Annotated in this window: 18 protein-coding genes; 10 read left to right on the top strand and 8 right to left on the bottom strand. The window is 71.9% G+C overall.

Annotated features, from left to right (window positions below):
* The first annotated feature begins 116 nt into the window (after positions 1 to 116).
* The 5 genes from Pta02_RS01630 (at position 117) to Pta02_RS01610 (ending at position 4,303) form a co-directional block, all read left to right on the top strand.
* A complete protein-coding gene (locus tag Pta02_RS01630) occupies positions 117 to 602 on the top strand; it encodes an isoamylase early set domain-containing protein (RefSeq protein ID WP_203872796.1) in 486 nt (161 codons plus the stop codon).
* A gap of 125 nt (positions 603 to 727) precedes the next feature.
* On the top strand, positions 728 to 1,792 hold the full coding sequence (locus tag Pta02_RS01625) for a polysaccharide deacetylase family protein (protein WP_203872795.1): 1,065 nt from the start codon (positions 728 to 730) through the stop codon (positions 1,790 to 1,792).
* 76 nt (positions 1,793 to 1,868) lie between these two features.
* Positions 1,869 to 2,768, top strand: a complete 900-nt coding sequence (locus Pta02_RS01620; protein WP_203872794.1) for a 1,4-dihydroxy-2-naphthoyl-CoA synthase — start codon at positions 1,869 to 1,871, stop codon at positions 2,766 to 2,768.
* Positions 2,769 to 2,836: 68 nt separating this feature from the next.
* The gene (locus Pta02_RS01615; RefSeq protein WP_203872793.1) at positions 2,837 to 3,874 is read left to right on the top strand and encodes a DUF2293 domain-containing protein; all 1,038 of its coding nucleotides are present in this window, start codon (positions 2,837 to 2,839) and stop codon (positions 3,872 to 3,874) included.
* A 51-nt stretch (positions 3,875 to 3,925) separates the two neighbouring features.
* On the top strand, positions 3,926 to 4,303 hold the full coding sequence (locus Pta02_RS01610) for an MmcQ/YjbR family DNA-binding protein (RefSeq protein ID WP_203872792.1): 378 nt from the start codon (positions 3,926 to 3,928) through the stop codon (positions 4,301 to 4,303).
* A gap of 6 nt (positions 4,304 to 4,309) precedes the next feature.
* On the opposite strand, the gene Pta02_RS01605 is transcribed toward Pta02_RS01610, so the two are convergent.
* Positions 4,310 to 4,759: a MarR family winged helix-turn-helix transcriptional regulator gene (locus Pta02_RS01605; protein WP_203872791.1), complete on the bottom strand. Its 450-nt coding sequence runs from the start codon at positions 4,757 to 4,759 to the stop codon at positions 4,310 to 4,312.
* Between the two features lie 349 nt (positions 4,760 to 5,108).
* Here Pta02_RS01605 and Pta02_RS01600 point away from each other — a divergent pair, with 349 nt between their 5' ends.
* From Pta02_RS01600 to Pta02_RS01590, 3 genes are all read left to right on the top strand, one after another.
* Positions 5,109 to 6,278 (top strand): flavin-dependent oxidoreductase, encoded by a 1,170-nt coding sequence (locus tag Pta02_RS01600; protein WP_203872790.1) that lies wholly within the window; start codon positions 5,109 to 5,111, stop codon positions 6,276 to 6,278.
* Positions 6,275 to 6,769, top strand: a complete 495-nt coding sequence (locus Pta02_RS01595; protein WP_203872789.1) for a DUF3237 domain-containing protein — start codon at positions 6,275 to 6,277, stop codon at positions 6,767 to 6,769. The genes Pta02_RS01600 and Pta02_RS01595 overlap by 4 nt, the downstream gene beginning before the upstream one ends.
* A 115-nt stretch (positions 6,770 to 6,884) precedes the next feature.
* Entirely contained in the window at positions 6,885 to 8,480 is a 1,596-nt protein-coding gene (locus tag Pta02_RS01590) for a CocE/NonD family hydrolase (protein WP_203872788.1), read from the top strand.
* Between the two features lie 21 nt (positions 8,481 to 8,501).
* Here Pta02_RS01590 and Pta02_RS01585 read toward each other — a convergent pair whose 3' ends face one another.
* The gene (locus Pta02_RS01585) at positions 8,502 to 9,125 is read right to left on the bottom strand and encodes a LysE family translocator (protein WP_203872787.1); all 624 of its coding nucleotides are present in this window, start codon (positions 9,123 to 9,125) and stop codon (positions 8,502 to 8,504) included.
* Positions 9,126 to 9,322: 197 nt separating this feature from the next.
* Between Pta02_RS01585 and Pta02_RS01580 the strand changes: the two genes are divergently transcribed.
* Positions 9,323 to 10,048: a helix-turn-helix transcriptional regulator gene (locus tag Pta02_RS01580; RefSeq protein ID WP_239129245.1), complete on the top strand. Its 726-nt coding sequence runs from the start codon at positions 9,323 to 9,325 to the stop codon at positions 10,046 to 10,048.
* A gap of 124 nt (positions 10,049 to 10,172) precedes the next feature.
* Entirely contained in the window at positions 10,173 to 10,775 is a 603-nt protein-coding gene (locus Pta02_RS01575; RefSeq protein WP_203872786.1) for a hypothetical protein, read from the top strand.
* A gap of 46 nt (positions 10,776 to 10,821) precedes the next feature.
* Here the strand turns inward: Pta02_RS01575 and kynU are convergent, their stop codons facing one another.
* From kynU to Pta02_RS01545, 6 genes are all read right to left on the bottom strand, one after another.
* Positions 10,822 to 12,102: a kynureninase gene (gene kynU / locus Pta02_RS01570; RefSeq protein ID WP_203872785.1), complete on the bottom strand. Its 1,281-nt coding sequence runs from the start codon at positions 12,100 to 12,102 to the stop codon at positions 10,822 to 10,824.
* 97 nt (positions 12,103 to 12,199) lie between these two features.
* Positions 12,200 to 13,171 carry an amidohydrolase family protein gene (locus tag Pta02_RS01565; RefSeq protein ID WP_203872784.1) on the bottom strand — a complete coding sequence of 324 codons (972 nt, stop codon included), beginning with the start codon at positions 13,169 to 13,171 and terminating at the stop codon, positions 12,200 to 12,202.
* A gap of 3 nt (positions 13,172 to 13,174) precedes the next feature.
* Positions 13,175 to 13,690 carry a 3-hydroxyanthranilate 3,4-dioxygenase gene (locus tag Pta02_RS01560; protein ID WP_203872783.1) on the bottom strand — a complete coding sequence of 172 codons (516 nt, stop codon included), beginning with the start codon at positions 13,688 to 13,690 and terminating at the stop codon, positions 13,175 to 13,177.
* Complete coding sequence (locus Pta02_RS01555; protein ID WP_203872782.1) at positions 13,687 to 14,115, bottom strand: RidA family protein; 429 nt, start codon at positions 14,113 to 14,115, stop codon at positions 13,687 to 13,689. Before Pta02_RS01555 ends, Pta02_RS01560 begins: the two co-directional genes overlap by 4 nt.
* A gap of 13 nt (positions 14,116 to 14,128) precedes the next feature.
* Entirely contained in the window at positions 14,129 to 14,926 is a 798-nt protein-coding gene (locus Pta02_RS01550; RefSeq protein WP_203872781.1) for a 2-keto-4-pentenoate hydratase, read from the bottom strand.
* A complete protein-coding gene (locus Pta02_RS01545; RefSeq protein ID WP_203872780.1) occupies positions 14,919 to 16,373 on the bottom strand; it encodes a 2-hydroxymuconic semialdehyde dehydrogenase in 1,455 nt (484 codons plus the stop codon). The genes Pta02_RS01550 and Pta02_RS01545 overlap by 8 nt, the downstream gene beginning before the upstream one ends.
* Positions 16,374 to 16,413: the final 40 nt, after the last annotated feature.

Below are 16,413 nucleotides of genomic sequence, written 5' to 3'. Positions count from 1 at the left end.
GGTGTGACGCGCACAGCAGCGCGCGCGTATCCGGGCGAGGACACCCGTGCGTCCTCCCGTCGCCGAGGTGACGGCCGTGAGAACAGTCAAGCAGTGAGTTGTTCAGGAGGACTTCAATGATCAAGCGCGGCAAGCCGACCAAGAACGGGCAGGTCAAGCTCACCTTCACCGTTCCGGCCGACCGGGCCCCCGGCGGGATCTCCCTTGTCGGCGACTTCAACGGCTGGAATCCCTACGCTCACCCGATGCAGCGCAAAAACGACGGCACCTACCAGGTGACCGTCACCGTCCCCGCCGGCGAGGGCATCTGCTTCCGCTATCTCGCCGACGGCGGTGTGTGGTTCGACGACGCCGACGCCGACCGCCACGACCACCACGGCGGCCACCTCGACGCGATCGAGATCCGGATCCCGCAGCCGGAGGCCGTCGGCAAGCCCGCCGCCGCCCGGATGGAGGAGCCGGTGAGAGAGCCGGCGAAGGAATCCGTGAAGGTCCCGGCCAAGACTCCCGCCAAGGCCCCCGCGAAGACTTCCGTCGCGCGGGTCCCGGCCAAGAAGCCGCTGGCCCCCTCCGCTCCCGCCCCGGCACCCGTCCCCGCGTAACCCGGAGTCCGCCGTCCCCCGGCCGGATGCGCGATCACTCATGAAGTCTTTACCGGACACGGAGATGAATCCGCAGACCAGCCGGGGACAAGCTGCGCGTATCGTCAGTTAGCTGGGGAGACGCGATGAGCCGTCTTAGCGTGGGCAGGGCCGGTATGGCCGTCGTGGCGGCAGGCACCCTCATCACCGGGTGCATGCCGTGGGACGACGAGCCCGAGGACAAAGGCGTCACGGCCGCGGCCAAGGCGTCGGCCGCCGCGGTCCAGAAGGCGGCCGTCGCCAAGGCCAGAACGGACAAGGCCGCCAAGGCCAAGGCCAACGAGCTGGGTCAGATCCCCGTCCTCATGTACCACCGGGTGGTCGCCAAGCCCACCAACATGGACGACCGCACCCCCCGGCAGTTCCGCACGGAGCTGGAGCGCCTGGCGAAGGAGGGCTACGTCCCGGTCACCGCGGCCGAGTACGTCACCGGGCGCATCGACATCCCGGAGGGGCGTCACGCGGTCGTCCTCACCTTCGACGACGCCTCGCCGTCGCAGCTGACCCTGGACGGGACGGGCACGCCCGCGCCGGACACCGCCGTCGCCATCCTGGCCGACGTCGCCAAGGACAACCCGGGGTTCCGGCCGGTGGCCACCTTCTACGTGACGCGCGACATGTTCGGCAAGAGCACGCCGGAGGAGCAGACGCAGATGCTGTCGTGGCTCCACGACAACGGCTACGACATCGGCAACCACACCAAGAACCACGAGAACCTGCTGGGCAAGCCGAAGAAGGAGGTGACCGCGGAGATCTCCGCGGGGCACCGGCTCATCACGGATCTGATCGAGGCCGCCCCGGTGACGCTGGCCCTGCCGTACGGCAACCAGCCCAGCACCGAGGAATGGGGTCTGAAGGGCCGCTCCGGGGACTTCTCCTACAAGTACGGCGGGGTCTTCCGCGCCGGGTACACCCCCGCGCCGTCGCCGTTCAACAAGGACTTCGACCCGGTGGGCATCCCGCGCATCCGCGCCATGGACAAGAAGGGCAGCGAGTGCTCCCGGTTCTGCTCCACCGCCTGGCTCGACTGGCTGCAGAAGAACGCCGACGAACGCTACACCTCCGACGGCGACGTCGAGACGGTCGCCTTCCCGAAGTTCAAGAAGCCCTTCCTGACCAAGGGTTTCACCTCCCAGGCCGTCGCCTACTAGCCCGATGGACTCTCGCCCACCGGCTGCGCGGGCCGTCGCCCGCCGGCGCGGAAAGAGCCCGGGATAGGGTGACCGCATGATCTCTGAGCTGTTCGATCCCGCGGCGTGGCGCGAGGTCGAGGGATTCGACTTCAAGGACATCACCTACCACCGCGCGGTGGACCAGGGGACGGTCCGGATCGCCTTCGACCGGCCCGAGGTGCGCAACGCGTTCCGGCCCTCGACCGTGGACGAGCTCTACCGCGCCCTCGACCACGCCCGGATGAGCAGCGACGTGGGCTGCGTGCTGCTCACCGGCAACGGCCCCTCGCCCAGGGACGGCGGATGGGCGTTCTGCTCGGGCGGCGACCAGCGCATCAGGGGTCGCGAGGGCTACCGGTACGCCGAGGGCGAGACCGCCGAGACGATCGACCCGGCCAAGACCGGACGGCTGCACATCCTGGAGGTGCAGCGGCTGATCCGCTTCATGCCGAAGATCGTGATCTGCGTGGTCCCCGGCTGGGCCGCGGGCGGCGGGCACAGCCTGCACGTGGTGGCCGACCTGACGCTCGCCAGCCGCGAGCACGCCCGCTTCAAGCAGACCGACGCCGACGTGGGCAGCTTCGACGGCGGGTACGGCTCGGCCTACCTGGCCCGCCAGGTGGGCCAGAAGTTCGCCCGCGAGATCTTCTTCCTCGGCGACACCTACACCGCCGAGGACGCCCACCGGATGGGCATGGTCAACGCGGTGGTCCCGCACGCGGAGCTGGAGAAGACCGCGCTGGAGTGGGCCAAGAAGATCAACGGCAAGAGCCCGACGGCCCAGCGCATGCTCAAGTACTCCTTCAACCTGATCGACGACGGGCTCGTCGGCCAGCAGCTCTTCGCGGGCGAGACCACCCGCCTGGCCTACATGACCGACGAGGCCGTCGAGGGCCGTGACGCGTTCCTGGAGAAGCGGGAGCCCGACTGGAGCCCCTTCCCCTGGTACTTCTGAGCCCGCCTGCCCGGGTCCGGGCGGGGAACCCGCGTGCGGCCCGGGTCCGGCTCCGGCAAGCTGGGGCGATGGCGAAGCTTGACCGGCGGGTGGCGGAGGCGGCGGAGGCCGCGCTCGCGCAGCGGAAGTTCGTGACCGCGATCGACGTGCTCACCGGGGTGCGCTGGCTGCACACCCGGCACGTGGACACCTGGCGGCAGGGCCGGGTGGGCGCGCTGGAGCAGCTCGCGGCCGTGGACGGCGCGAAGATGACCGACGCGGTGGCGATCCTGCGGCGCTGGGCCGAGGAGCGGGGGCTCGTGCCCAGCGAGACCCCCTACGTGTCGGCCGCCCGGGACCGGGGCGCGCTCCGGTTCCTCGCCGAGGGGGACGACGCCGCCTTCCGGGTCCACTGGGTCTCCCCGGAGATGAGCGAGGCCCGGCGCAGGAGGCTGGCCGAACGGCAGAGCAAGGCGCCCGACCTGACGGTGGTCGAGCCGCCGGAGGCGTGGACGTGCGCCGACTGCCGCGGCACCGGCCCCTACCTGATCATGGAGGAGGGTGCTCCGCACTGCCTGACCTGCGCGGACCTGGACCATCTGGTCTTCCTCCCCGCAGGCGATGCGGCGCTCAGCCGCCGGGCGAAGAAGGAGAGCGGGCTGGCCGCCGTGGTGGTCCGCTTCAACCCCCGGCGCAAACGGTACGAACGCCTGGGCATCCTGGTGGAGGAGGCCGCGCTGGCGCTGGCCGAGGAGCGGTGCCTGGCCGACGAGGAGGTACGGCTGCGCCGCCGCGAGCGCGACCGGGAGCGGCGGGCGGAGGAGGACGTGCGCTTCCAGGCCGGGATGGCCGAGGAGATCGGCCGCCTGTTCCCCGGCTGCCCGCCGGAGCGGGCCGGGGAGATCGCCCGGCACGCCGGTCAGCGCGGCAGCGGCCGGGTGGGCCGTACCGCCGCCGCCCGCGTCCTCGACGAGAACGCCGTCACGCTCGCCGTGGTCGCCTCGGTGCGCCACCTCGACACCGAGTACGACCGGCTGCTGATGTCCGGGGTGCCCCGGACCGAGGCCCGCGACCGGATCCGGGCGGACATCGACCGGGTGCTCGGCTCCTGGCGCCGCCCCGCCTGACCCCCGGCCGGCGCCGTGGAATTGTCGGACCCCGCCGCCACAATGGGCCGCATGGAGAAGTGGCGTGAGGTTCGCGAGACGCTGCGCGAGTTCGCGCTGCGATTCCCCGAGGCGTACGAGGACCACCCCTGGGGCGAGACCGTCGTCAAGGTCAACAAGAAGATCTTCGTCTTCCTCGGCATCGAGGAACCGACCGAGAAGTGGAACCCCACCGTCGGGGTCAAGCTTCCCGAGTCCCACGGCCACGCCCTGGCCCTCGACGGCGTCGAACCCTCCGGATACGGCCTCGGCAAGGCCGGGTGGGTGACGATCCCCCTGATGGGCACCCTGCCCGAGACCGAGGTGCTCCTGGACTGGATCGAAGAGAGCTACCGCGCCGTGGCCCCCAAGAAACTCGTCGCCAGACTCGACCTCTCCCAGGAGCCCTGACCCCGGTCAGGGGGCGTCGGACGGGCGGGTGGCGAGGACGCGGGCGAGCAGGGCGGTGAGGGTGGCGCGTTCGCCCGGCTCCAGTGGGGCGAACCACTGCTGCTCCCGGCGGGTCTGCTCGGCGAAGGCCTCCTGGACCGCGGTCTCCCCCCTGGCCGTCAGCGCGACCGTCACCGCGCGGCGGTCGTCGGGCACGGGGCGCCGCTCGACCAGGCCGTCGCGTTGCAGGGTGTTGACCGCGTTGGTCATCGCCGAGCGGGACATCGCGGAGATCTCGGCGAGCCGGGCGGGCTGGGTCGGGCCCAGCAGCCAGAGCTTGAACATCAGCCGGAAGCCGGGCAGCGTCCAGCCGCGCGGGCGGTGGATGCGGATCTCCAGGTCCGTCACGAGCAGATAGGCCAGCTGGAGCAGGTTGTAGGCCAGCTCGAACGCCTCGGGGTCGGCCGGGGGCGGCATCGCGGCCAGGCGGTCCCGCGCGTACGCGGCATATCGCAGATCGGCCCTCTCCCCCGGCGCCCCGCCTCCCTCCAGAACACCGCCCGCCGGTTCCCCATCCGCCGTCTCCGCGCTCCCCGTCCTCGCGCCCTCCGTCTCCGCGCTCCCCGTCCTCGCGCCCTCCGGATCCTCTCCGCCGGCCTGCGGCTCCGCGCCGCCCGGAGTGCCGCCACCGTGCCGCGTGCCCGGTCCCGTACCTGCTGATCGCGCCGTTTCCACCGGACAAGTCTTGCGCAGGGCTCCGCCCCCCGGGAATATTGTTTCGGCCATAACAAAGTTCTCTCACGGCCGTGAACCCCAGGGAGGTCCCGTGCGCATCGTCATCGCCGGTGGCGGGATCGGCGGCCTGAGCGCCGCGCTGAGCCTGCACGCCGCCGGGTTCGAGGACGTCACCGTCCACGAGGCCGCCCAGGAGCTCCGCCCCCTGGGCGTGGGCATCAACCTCCTCCCCCACGCGGTCCGGGAGCTGACCGAACTGGGCCTCGCCGACCGGCTGGCGGAGATCGGGGTGGCCACCGCCGAGCTGGCCTACTTCAACCGGTACGGCACCGCCATCTGGTCCGAGCCCCGGGGCCTGGACGCGGGATACGCCTGGCCGCAGTACTCCGTGCACCGGGGGCGGCTGCAGATGCTGCTGCTGGAGGCCGTGGTCGAGCGGCTCGGCCCGCGGGCCGTACGGACCGGGAGCAGGATCACCGGCCCCGGCGACGAGGACCTGCTGATCGGGGCGGACGGCATCAACTCGGCGGTCCGCGCGCACCTGTTCCCCGGCGAGGGACCGCCCCCGTGGAACGGGCTGGTCCTGTGGCGCGGCATGACGTACGGCGAGCCGTTCCTGACCGGGCGATCCATGATCATGGCCGGGGACGGGACGCAGAAGTTCGTCGCCTACCCGATCGAGACGGGCGGGCGCACCCTGATCAACTGGATCGCCGAGCGGCCCCTGGACGGCGAGGCCCCCGGCCGGGGCGACTGGAACCGCCCGGCGGACCTGAAGGAGATCCTGCGGCACTTCGCGGACTGGCGCTTCGACTGGCTCGACGTGCCCGGGATCATCGCCGGGGCCGACGCCGCCTACGAGTACCCGATGGTGGACCGCGAGCCGCTGCCGTACTGGACCTCGGGGAACGTCACCCTGCTGGGCGACGCGGCCCACGCGATGTACCCGATCGGCTCCAACGGCGCCTCCCAGGCGATCATCGACGCCCGCGTGCTCGCGCACTCGCTGGCCCACGGCGACCCGGCGGCCTACGAGGCGGCCCGGCGCCCCGCCACGACCGCCCTGCAGCTGTCCAACCGGCGGATGGGGCCGGAGGTCGTGATGAAGCTCGCCCACGAGCGCGCGCCGGACGGCTTCGACGACATCGAGGAGGTCGTCCCCCACGCGGAGCGGGCCGCGATCGCCGCCTCCTACAAGCGCACGGCCGGGTTCGACCCCGCATCCCTCAACGGGCGGCCCTCCTGGAGCGTGACGCGATGACGCCCGAGACGTCCCTGGGGTCGCGCCCGGGCGCGGCCACGGTGAACCTCGAACCGCTCGCCACGTTCCACGTGGAACTCGACCCGATCCTCGACCTCGGCGACTCGCAGTGGGGCCGCCGCCGGGTGATCAACATCATCGGCGGGTCCTTCGAGGGGCCCAGGCTGTCGGGCACCGTGCTGCCCGGCGGGGCCGACTGGCAGGTCCTGCACGCCGACGGGATGGCCAGCATCGACACCCGCTACACGCTGCGCACCCACGACGGCGCCCACCTCTACATCTCCACCTCCGGAGTGCGGCACGGCCCCCGCGAGGTCCTCGACCGCCTGGCCCGGGGAGAGGCGGTGGACCCGTCGGAGTACTACTTCCGGCTGTTCTGCCGCTTCGAGACCGGCGACGACCGTTACCTGTGGCTCAACCGGACCCTGGCGGTGGCCTCGGGGGCCCGCACCGCCGACGCCGTCCGCTACGACGCCTACGCCCTGACCTGAGACGCCGTCCGTTACGACCCCTGTGACCTGACCTGAGACGCCATCCGTTACGACCCCTGTGACCTGACCTGACCGGCCCGTCCCCCGAGCCCCGACCCCCCGGGAGGGAACCGCCATGCCGAAGCTGAACCGCCCCCCGCTCCCCCTGACCGCCGAGCACGACAGCCCCATCCCGATGCGGGACGGCACGATCCTGCGCGCCGACCTCCACCGCCCGGCCGAGGGCGGGCCGTTCCCCACCCTGCTGGTGCGCACGCCGTACGGCGAGGGCACCTTCCGGATGGTCCCGGTCGTCCCCGCGCTGGAGGCCGGGTTCGCGGTGGTGCTCCAGCACTGCCGGGGGCGCGGCGGCAGCGACGGGGAGTTCCGGCCGTGGCTGGACGAGGGCCCCGACGGCCACGACACCATCGCCTGGATCACCGCCCAGCCCTGGTCGAACGGCGAGGTGGTCATGAGCGGCACGTCCTACCTGGCCGGGTGCGCGCTGCAGGCGGCGGCCACCCGCCCGCCGGGCCTGAAGGCGGTGGTCGCCACGATGACGCCGCACGACTTCCACGACGGGCTGAAGTACCACGGCGGGGCGTTCGCGCTGGGCTCGGCGCTGCACTGGGGGACGTTGCAGGCCATGCTCGGCCTGCTGCACGCCGGGGAGGCCGGACAGGACGTCGGGGCCGGTTTCGGCGCGATCCTGCCCATGCTGGGCGACCCGGCCGCCGCGGCCCGCACCCTCCCGCTGAGCGACATCGGCGGGATCCCGTGGTGGCAGGACTGGATCTCGCACCCGGAGCGCGACGCCTACTGGCAGGAGCTGGCCGAGACCCTCCGCCACGACCGGATCGAGGTGCCGGTCATGCACGTGGCGGGCTGGTTCGACGTGTTCCTGTCCGGGACCCTGGAGAACCACCGCCGGCTGGGCGGCCCGCTGGTCATCGGCCCCTGGTCGCACACCTCGCAGGGGACCGGCACCGGACGGCTGGGCTTCGGGTTCTTCTCCTCGGCGCAGGCGATCAGGCTGGAACAGCGCCAGCTGGCCTTCCTCAAGGGCGAGGACACCGGCCCGGCGGTGAAGATCTTCGTGATGGGCGACGACGTCTGGCGCGACGAGGAGGCCTGGCCGCCGGCCCGCGCGGTGCCCACCCGCTACCACCTGCACTCCGACGGCCTGCTGTCGCCCGAGGCTCCCGCCGCCGCGGACCCGGTCACGTTCACCTTCGATCCCCGCGACCCGGTCCCCACGGTCGGCGGCCCGCTGCTGCTGCCCGACCCGACCAACGTCGGCCCCCAGGACCAGCGCGAGGTGGAGCTCCGCCCGGACGTGCTGTGCTACACCACCGAGGTCCTGACCGGGGACCTGGAGGTCACCGGCCCGGTGTCGGTGACGCTGCACGCCTCCACCTCGGCGGCGGGCACCGACTGGACGGCCAAGCTGGTCGACGTGCACCCCGACGGCCGGGCGATGAGCGTGATCGACGGGATCGTGCGGACCTCGGTGCCGTCCGGGAGGCACGAGATCGACCTCGTGGCCACCAGCCAGGTCTTCAAGGCCGGTCACCGCATCCGGGTGGAGGTCTCCAGCTCCAACTTCCCGCGCTTCGACCGCAATCCCGGCACCGGTCGCACCTCCGCCGAGACCGCCGGGCACGAGCTGGTCCCGCAGCACCAGTCCGTCTTCCCCGACTCCTTCATCACGCTGCCGATCATCCCCCGCTGAGGGCACCGCGAGCGCCCCGGGTCAGGGCTGCTGCCAGGCCAGGCGGATGGCGAAGCCCACCAGGAGCACCCCGGTGACCTGCTCGATCCTGGCCCGCACCCGGGGTGTGCGCAGCAGCGCGCCGACGCGGGCCACGACGACGTTGTAGAAACTGAACCAGAGGAGATACAGCCCCGCGAAGATCGCCGAGAGCAGCAGGGCCCGGCCCAGGGTGTTGCCGTGGGTGGGCAGGAACTGCGGCAGGAACGTCACGAAGAACAGCGCGACCTTGGGGTTGAGCACGTTCGACAGCAGGCCGTTGCGGATGTGCCGGAGCGGGGGGCACCGCTCCGGAACGGCCTCGGAGGCCACCACGGCGGCGGCTGCCGTACGACGGCCGGCGCGCAGCGACTGCACGCCCAGCCAGAGGAGATAGACCACGCCCACGACCTTCAGCGCGGTGAAGGCGGTCGCGGAGGTCAGCAGCAGGGCGGAGAGCCCGACGGCGGCGGCGGTGGCGTGGACGGTCAGGCCGACCAGGCCGCCGAACATGGTCAGCAGGCCGGCGGTACGGCCGAAGGCGAGGGCGCTGCGGGTGATCAGGGCCTGGTCGGGCCCGGGAATCATGATCATTACAAACGCCGTGACCGCGAAGGTCGTCAGCATGGAACGGGGGTCTCCCTGAACGCGTGGTGAAACAAATGCCTTGTGGGCGCGTTCATCCTATTCATCCGAATACCCCGAGATTCACCCGGCCTGGGAAGATCAATGATGAATGTTCCCCGGCGTGGACCACACCGGCCGGAATCCGCCGGGGGCACCCGCATCGGGTACGAAGACGGCACCGTCGGCGAAGGAGGCGTGTGGACGAGAACGTGTCACTGGCCCGGCTCACCCACCGGCTGGAGGAGGTGGTGAGCGAGCTGCGCGGCGTCCCCGTCGACGTCGAGCGGCTGACGGACGGCGAGCTCATCCTGCGACAGGTCGCCCACGCCCTCGGCACCTCCGACGAGCTGCGCGCCATGTACCCGACGGGCACGCCGGAGGTGGGCCGCCGGGGGAGCAAGAACATGCCCGACCTCCTCGACGCCCTGCGACGCGGCATGCGGGTGAGGCTGATCACCCACGCGAGCATGCTGGACGACCCGGTCAAGGCGGGCCGGCTCAGGGAGATGCACGCCGCCGGCGCCCTGTGCCGGGTCACCGACGAGCCGATCCAGCAGCTGCTCGTCTTCGACCGCTCGGTGGCGTTCCTCCGGATGACCCCCGTCGACCACGCACCGGGCGCCCTCCTCATCAGGCAGCAGAGTCTGATCGCCGCCTTCGTCGACCTGTTCGAGCTGACCTGGGCCGGGAGCCGGGAGGCCACCGAACCGGCCTACCGGCTGACCCCTCGCGAGCACGAGGTCCTCGCCCTGATCGCCGAGGGACGCTCCAACAGCGCCGTCGCCCGTGCCCTGTCCATCACGGAGGCGGCCGTCGGCAAACACGTCGCCGGCGTGTTCGCCAAACTCGGGCTCCCCACCACCGAGGACGACAACCGGCGGGTGCTCGCGGTGCTGGCCTATCTGCGCGGCTCGGTGCAGTAGCGGCTCGGTGCGGTGGCGGCTCGGTGCGGTGGCGGCAGAGGGTAGGGATAGCTCCACCACGTCCTCGCCCCAGCCTCCATGCGGGCGTGATCGATTACGGACTTCAATGGACAGCATGCAACGCATGACTGGATTACTGGTCGGCGCGGTCTTCGGCGCGGTCTTCGTCGTCGTCAACGCGCAGAGCCCACTGAACACCCTGACCGCCGGCCTCCTGCGGGTGACCGCCTGCCTGGCGGCCGTGAGCGTCCTCACCATGTGGTTCCTCGCCGTCCGGAGCGAACGGTCCGCCGGCAAGCCCGCCGAGACCACCGGGACCACCGGGACCGCTCAGCCCGCCGGGACCGCCCGGCCCGGCAAGCCGGGCATGTACGGCCGCGGCTACCTGGTCATCCTCGTCGCCGAGGTGATCCTGCTCTACGGCGGGCTCCAGGTGCTGGCCGCCTGGGAACGTCCCGTGCAGACCAACGTCGCCTGGATCGCCCTGGTGGTCGGCGTGCACTTCATCGCGCTGGCGCCCGTGTGGAAGGACTGGGCCATCGCCGTACCCGGCACGATCCTGTCCCTGCTCGGCGTCGCCGGCCTCGTCATGGTGTCCACCGGCGCCCTGGACTGGGTGCCGTTCGTCAGCGGAGTGCTCTCCGGGGTGGTGCTCCTGACCGGGTGCGTCGCCTTCGGCTGGCGCATCATGACGGCCACCCGGGCTCAGGCCGCCCAGACGGCCTGAGCCGGGGACCCCGGTCTCAAATCCCTGAGAGCGCCCGCAGCCGCTCTCAGGTGACGGTGAGGCGCTGCCGGTACCTCTCCTCGCGCCAGTGCTCCTTCTCCAGCACCTCCGCCAGCGTGACGGCCGCGTCGTAGGCGTCCGTGAAGCGGATGTAGAGCGGGGCGAAGCCGAAGCGCAGGACGTCCGGGGCGCGGAAGTCCCCGTGCACGCCCCGGTCGATCAGGGCGCGCATGACCGGATAGCCGTCGGGGTGGGCGAAGCTGACCTGGCTGCCGCGCCGCTCGGGGTCGCGGGAGGTGACGAGCGTGAGGCCGTACGGCGCGCAGAGCTCCTCGACCAGGTCGATGAACAGCGAGGTCAGCGCCGTGCTCTTGGCCCGCAGCTGAGCGAGGTCCACCCGCTCCCAGACGTCCAGCGAGGCGTTGAGCGCGGCGAAGGACAGCACGTGCGGGGTGCTCACCGTGAAACGCCGGATGCCCTCGGCCGGGCGGTAGTCGGGCTCGAAGGCGAACGGGGCCGCGTGGCCGTGCCAGCCGGACAGCAGGTGCTCGGTCGCGTTCTGGTGGCGGGGGTGGACGTAGACGAACGCCGGGGCGCCGGGGCCGCCGTTGAGGTACTTGTAGGTGCAGCCGACCGCGAAGTCCGCCGGGGTCACGTCCACCTGGAAGGCGCCCGCGCTGTGGCACAGGTCCCAGATCATCAGCGCGCCGGCCGCCTGCACCCGCGCGGTCACCTCGGCGGTGTCGTGGCGGTCGCCGGTGCGGTAGTCGACCTCGGACAGCAGCACGCACGCGACGTCGTCGTCCAGGGCCCCGGCCAGGCCCTCGGAGCCGCGCACGTCGCGGATCTCGTAGTCGCCCAGCCCCTTGACCAGGCCCTGGACCATGTAGCGGTCGGTCGGGAAGTTCTCCAGGTCGGAGACGATCACGCGACGCCCCGGGCGGAGCCGCAGGGCCGCCGAGACGGCCTTGACGACCGCGATCGAGGTGGTGTCGCCCACCACGACCTGACCGGGGCCCGCGCCGATCAGCGGGGCGATCCGGTCACCGGTGGTCTCCGGCAGGTCGAACCACCCGGCGGCGTTCCAGCCGCCGACCAGCCGGCCCGCCCACTCCTCCTGCACGACCCGCGTGAGCGCGGCCGAGGCGGCCTTCGGCGGGGCGCCGAGCGAGTTGCCGACGAGATAGATCGTCCCCTCGGGGAGGACGAACTCGTCCCTGAGGTGCCTGAGGGGGTCGTCGGCGTCGAGTGCGACGCAGTCCGCACGGGTGATGGTCACGAGCCTTCTCCGGGATGGGTCCTTACCAACCCCTCCATCATCGGTCATCGCCCGAGACCGGCGCACCGGGGGGCCGTGCTGAGGGCCGCATCAAGGGCCGCACCGGGGACGCGGTCACCGGCGTGGTCACCGGCCGGGACCGCGGTCACCGGCCGAGGAACCGTACGGCGTTGCCGCCGAGCAGCTTGGCGCGCGCCGTACCGGACAGGAACCCCGCCCCCCGCACCAGCGACCCCACGGGCGACTCGCCGAGCGGGTAGGGGAAGTCGGAGCCGAGCATGACCCGGTCCTCGCCCATCGTGTCCACCAGCAGCCGCAGCGCCCGCTCGTCGAAGACCACCGAGTCGACGCTGAAGCGCTCCACATAGCGGGACGGCGGCAGCTCCGAGACGCCGACCAGGTCGCCGCGGCGGTGCCAGGCGTTCTCGAAGCGGCCGAGCCAGAAGGCGAACGAGCCGCCGCCGTGCGCGAAGCAGATCCGCAGCGACTCCGGCACCCGGTCGAAGACCCCGCCCAGGATCATCGCCAGCACCGACAGGTGGGTCTCGGCGGGCATGCCGACCAGCCACTGCGCCATCCAGCGCTCCAGCCGGGGGCCGCCCGGCATGTCCCACGGATGCACGAAGACGGGCGCTCCCACGGCGGCGCAGTGCTGGAGGAACTGCACGACGCCCGCGTCGTCGAGGTCGCGGTCGCCGACGTGGTTGCCGATCTCGACGCCCGCGTGCCCGGCGGCCAGGCACCGGTCCAGCTCGGCGCAGGCCAGGTCGGGGTCCTGGAGCGGCACCTGGCAGAACGGCACCAGCCGCTCGTCCGCGCAGATCTCCAGGGCCAGGTCGTTGAAGATCTTCGCGACCCGCACGGCCTGCGCCGCCGGGCGCTCGTAGGAGAAGAACACCGGGGTCGGCGAGACGACCTGCACGTCCACCTCGTCGGCGTCCATCGCCTCCAGGCGCCGGGCGGGGTTCCAGCAGTCGTCCCGGATCCGCCGGAACTCCCGGTCGCCGAGGAGGATCACGGCCTCCCGCTCGGAGTCCACCCGGAGCCGGGGCGCGTCCGCCCAGCCCAGGTCCGGCCAGCCTCGCGGGACGTGATGGGTGTGGACGTCGACGATCACGCCCTATCCCTTACCGGGGTGGAGCGCGCCGCAGTTGCCGCAGGTGCGGGCCTTCTCGTCCTCGTAGAACGCCTGGAACACCGGCGGCAGGTCGGCCACGATGTCGCGCACCTGGAGCTCCACCTCGTGGACCATGGTGTCGCATCGCCGGCAGTACCACAGGAACTTCTCCAGCACGCCCTCCGGCCGGATCCGCTCGACCACCAGGCCGATCGAGCCCGCCTCCGGGCGTTGCGGCGAGTGCGGCGTGTTCGCCGGCAGCAGCCACATCTGGCCCTCGCGGATGTGCACGGTGCTCGGCCCGTCCGGGGTCATGACGTCGACGTGCATGTTCCCCCGGATCTGGTAGAAGAGCTCCTCGTAGGGGTCGATGTGGAAGTCGGTGCGCGCGTTCGGCCCGCCCACCACCATCACGATGAAGTCGTCCGCCTCCTCGAACAGGACCTTGTTGGCCACCGGCGGCTTGAGCAGGTGGGCGTGCTCATCGATCCAGGCGGTGAGGTCGATGGGGGGGATCATGGGTGTTCCTCTCGCGGGGGCCGGTAGGCGACGGCCTGCATCTCGATGAGCAGGTGCGGGTGGGGGAGCTGGTGCACGGCCACGGTGGTCCTGGCGGGACCGGCCTCGTCGAAGTACTCGCCGTAGACGCGGTTGTAGCCGCCGAAGTCGTTCATGTTCACGAGATAGGAGGTGATCTGGACGAGGTCGCTCAGATCGGCGCCGGCGGCCTTGAGGAGGTCGCCGATGTTCTCGATCACGGCCCGGGTCTGGGCGGCGATGTCGAGTGTGACGGTGCCGGAGGCGTCGATCACGGCGCCGTCGATCGAGTCGTCCGGCCGGCGGGAGCTGGTCCCGGACACGTAGATGAAATCCCCCGCCCGCTTGACGTGCGGGAACCTCCCCCGCGGTACGGCCTTGCCCCGTACGACGATCCCGTCGGTCATGAGGCCGCCCGGCTCACTCGAACACCGCCCGCACCGAGCCGACGCCGTCGATGCAGGCCTCGAAGACGTCACCGGGCTCGACCTCCACGATCGGGCCGAGCGCCCCGGTGAGCACGATGTCCCCGGCCGTCAGCGGGAAGTCCGTGGCGGCCAGCGCGTTCGCCAGCCAGACGACGGCGTTCAGGGGGTTGCCCATGCAGGAGGCGCCCGCGCCGGTGGAGACCTCCTGGCCGCGCCGCTTCATGGTCATCCCGGCCAGCCCGAGGTCGAGGCCGGTCAGGGACATGGGCGTGTCGCCCAGGACGAACGCGCCGCCGGCGGCGTTGTCCGCGATGGTGTCCACGATCGTGATGTCCCAGCCCTCGATCCGGCTGTCGGCGATCTCGATGGCGGGCAGCACGAAGTCCGTCGCCCGGATGACGTCGGCCACCGTGAACGGGCCGCCCTCCAGTCCCTCCTTGAGCACCAGCGCGACCTCCGCCTCGGCCCTGGGCTGCAGGAAGATCCCGGCCGGGATGGGCAGCCCGTCGAGGTGGGCCATGTCCGCGAAGAGCATGCCGAAGTCGGGCCGGTCCACGCCGAGCTGCCGCTGGACCGCCTGCGAGGTCAGGCCGATCTTCCGGCCGACGAGGCGCCGCCCCTCGGCCAGCGCCCGGCGCGTGTTGACCTCCTGCACGGCGTAGCCGGTCTCCGCGGTCAGGTCCGGGAGCATCCCGCGCACCGGCGGGCACGGCTTGCCGCTGCGCGCCGCCTCCCACAGCCGGTCGGCCGCCTCGCCGATGACGTCGACGGCTTCACTCCACTCATCCATGTCCGGCCTCCAGCTTGATCGTTATCGTGGTCGGCTCCGAGTAGAAGTCCAGCGAGTGGGTGCCGCCCTCGCGGCCGATGCCCGACAGCCGCACCCCGCCGAACGGCGTGCGCAGGTCCCGCAGGTACCAGGTGTTCACCCAGACCAGCCCGGCCTCCAGCGACCGGGCGACCCGGTGGGCGCGGTTCAGCGAGGAGGTCCACACCGTCGCGGCCAGGCCGTACTCGCTGTCGTTGGCCAGCCCGACGGCCTCGGTCTCGGAGTCGAACGGCGCCACGTGGCAGACGGGGCCGAAGATCTCCTCCCGGTTCACCCGGCTGTCGTTCGGCAGGCCGGTGAGCACGGTCGGTTCGACGTAGTAGCCGCCGTCGCGCTCGTCGCCGAAGCGCGGCGTCCCGCCGCCCGTGTGGATCGTCGCGCCCTCGTCCTTGGCGAGGGCGTAGTACGTCAGGACCTTGTCCCGGTGCTCCGCCGAGATCATCGGCATCATCACGGTGCTCTCGTCCCGCGGGCGGCCGAACGCCAGCCCGCGCGCGCCCTCGGCCAGCCGCTCGACGAACTCCCCGAACACCGGCCGCTCCACGTAGAGCCGCTCGGTGCACAGGCAGACCTGCCCGCCGTTGGTGAACACCGACCTGACGCTCCCTTCCACCGCGGCCTCCAGGTCCGCGTCGGCGAAGACCAGCCCGGCGTTCTTGCCGCCCAGCTCGAAGGAGACCGGCTTGACCCGGTCCGCCACGGCCTTCATGATCGCAGATCCGGTACGGCTCTCGCCGGTGAAGGTGACGGCGTCCACCCCCGGATGCTCGACCAGGAACTGACCGGTCGAGCCGGTGCCGAAGCCGTTGACGACGTTGAGGACGCCCGGCGGGAGCCCGATCGAGGCGGCGATCTCCGCCAGCACGGCCAGTGAGCCCGGCGTGTGCTCCGACGGCTTTGCCACCACGGTGTTGCCCGCCACCAGGCAGGGGCCGAGCTTCCAGGTCGCCAGCAGGAAGGGCAGGTTCCACGGCACGATGACCGCGACCACGCCGAGCGGCCGGCGGACGGTGTAGCTCAGCGCGTCCTTGAGGTGGAAGGCGCTCTCCGGGCGCTGCGCCGCGATCTCGGCGAAGGCCCGGAAGTTGGCCGCGCCGCGCGGGATGTCCAGCGTTCGGGTCTGCGTGATCGACTTGCCGGTGTCGGCGATCTCGGCGGCGACCAGGTCCTCGAACCGCTCCTCGATCGCGTCGCCGAGCCGGCGCGTCCAGGCGGCCCGCTCGGCCACCGGCAGCGCCGCCCAGCCGGGCAGGGCCGCACGGGCGGCGGCGACGGCGCGGTCGACGACGGACCTGTCCGCCTCGTGGACCCTGCGGACCTCACGGCCGGTCACCGGGTCGCACGCGGCGAACGTCGGGCCGAGCGCGACCGGCGCCCCGCCGATGAAGTGGGTCACCGGGTCGGGCACGGCGCCTCCTCGGGCAGGACATTCCGGACTGCTATATACG

It is taken from the genome of Paraplanobispora takensis, from assembly GCF_016863195.1.
GTDB classification, from domain to species: Bacteria; Actinomycetota; Actinomycetes; order Streptosporangiales; family Streptosporangiaceae; genus Planobispora; species Planobispora takensis.
This window is presented reverse-complemented; position numbering and strand designations above follow the sequence as displayed.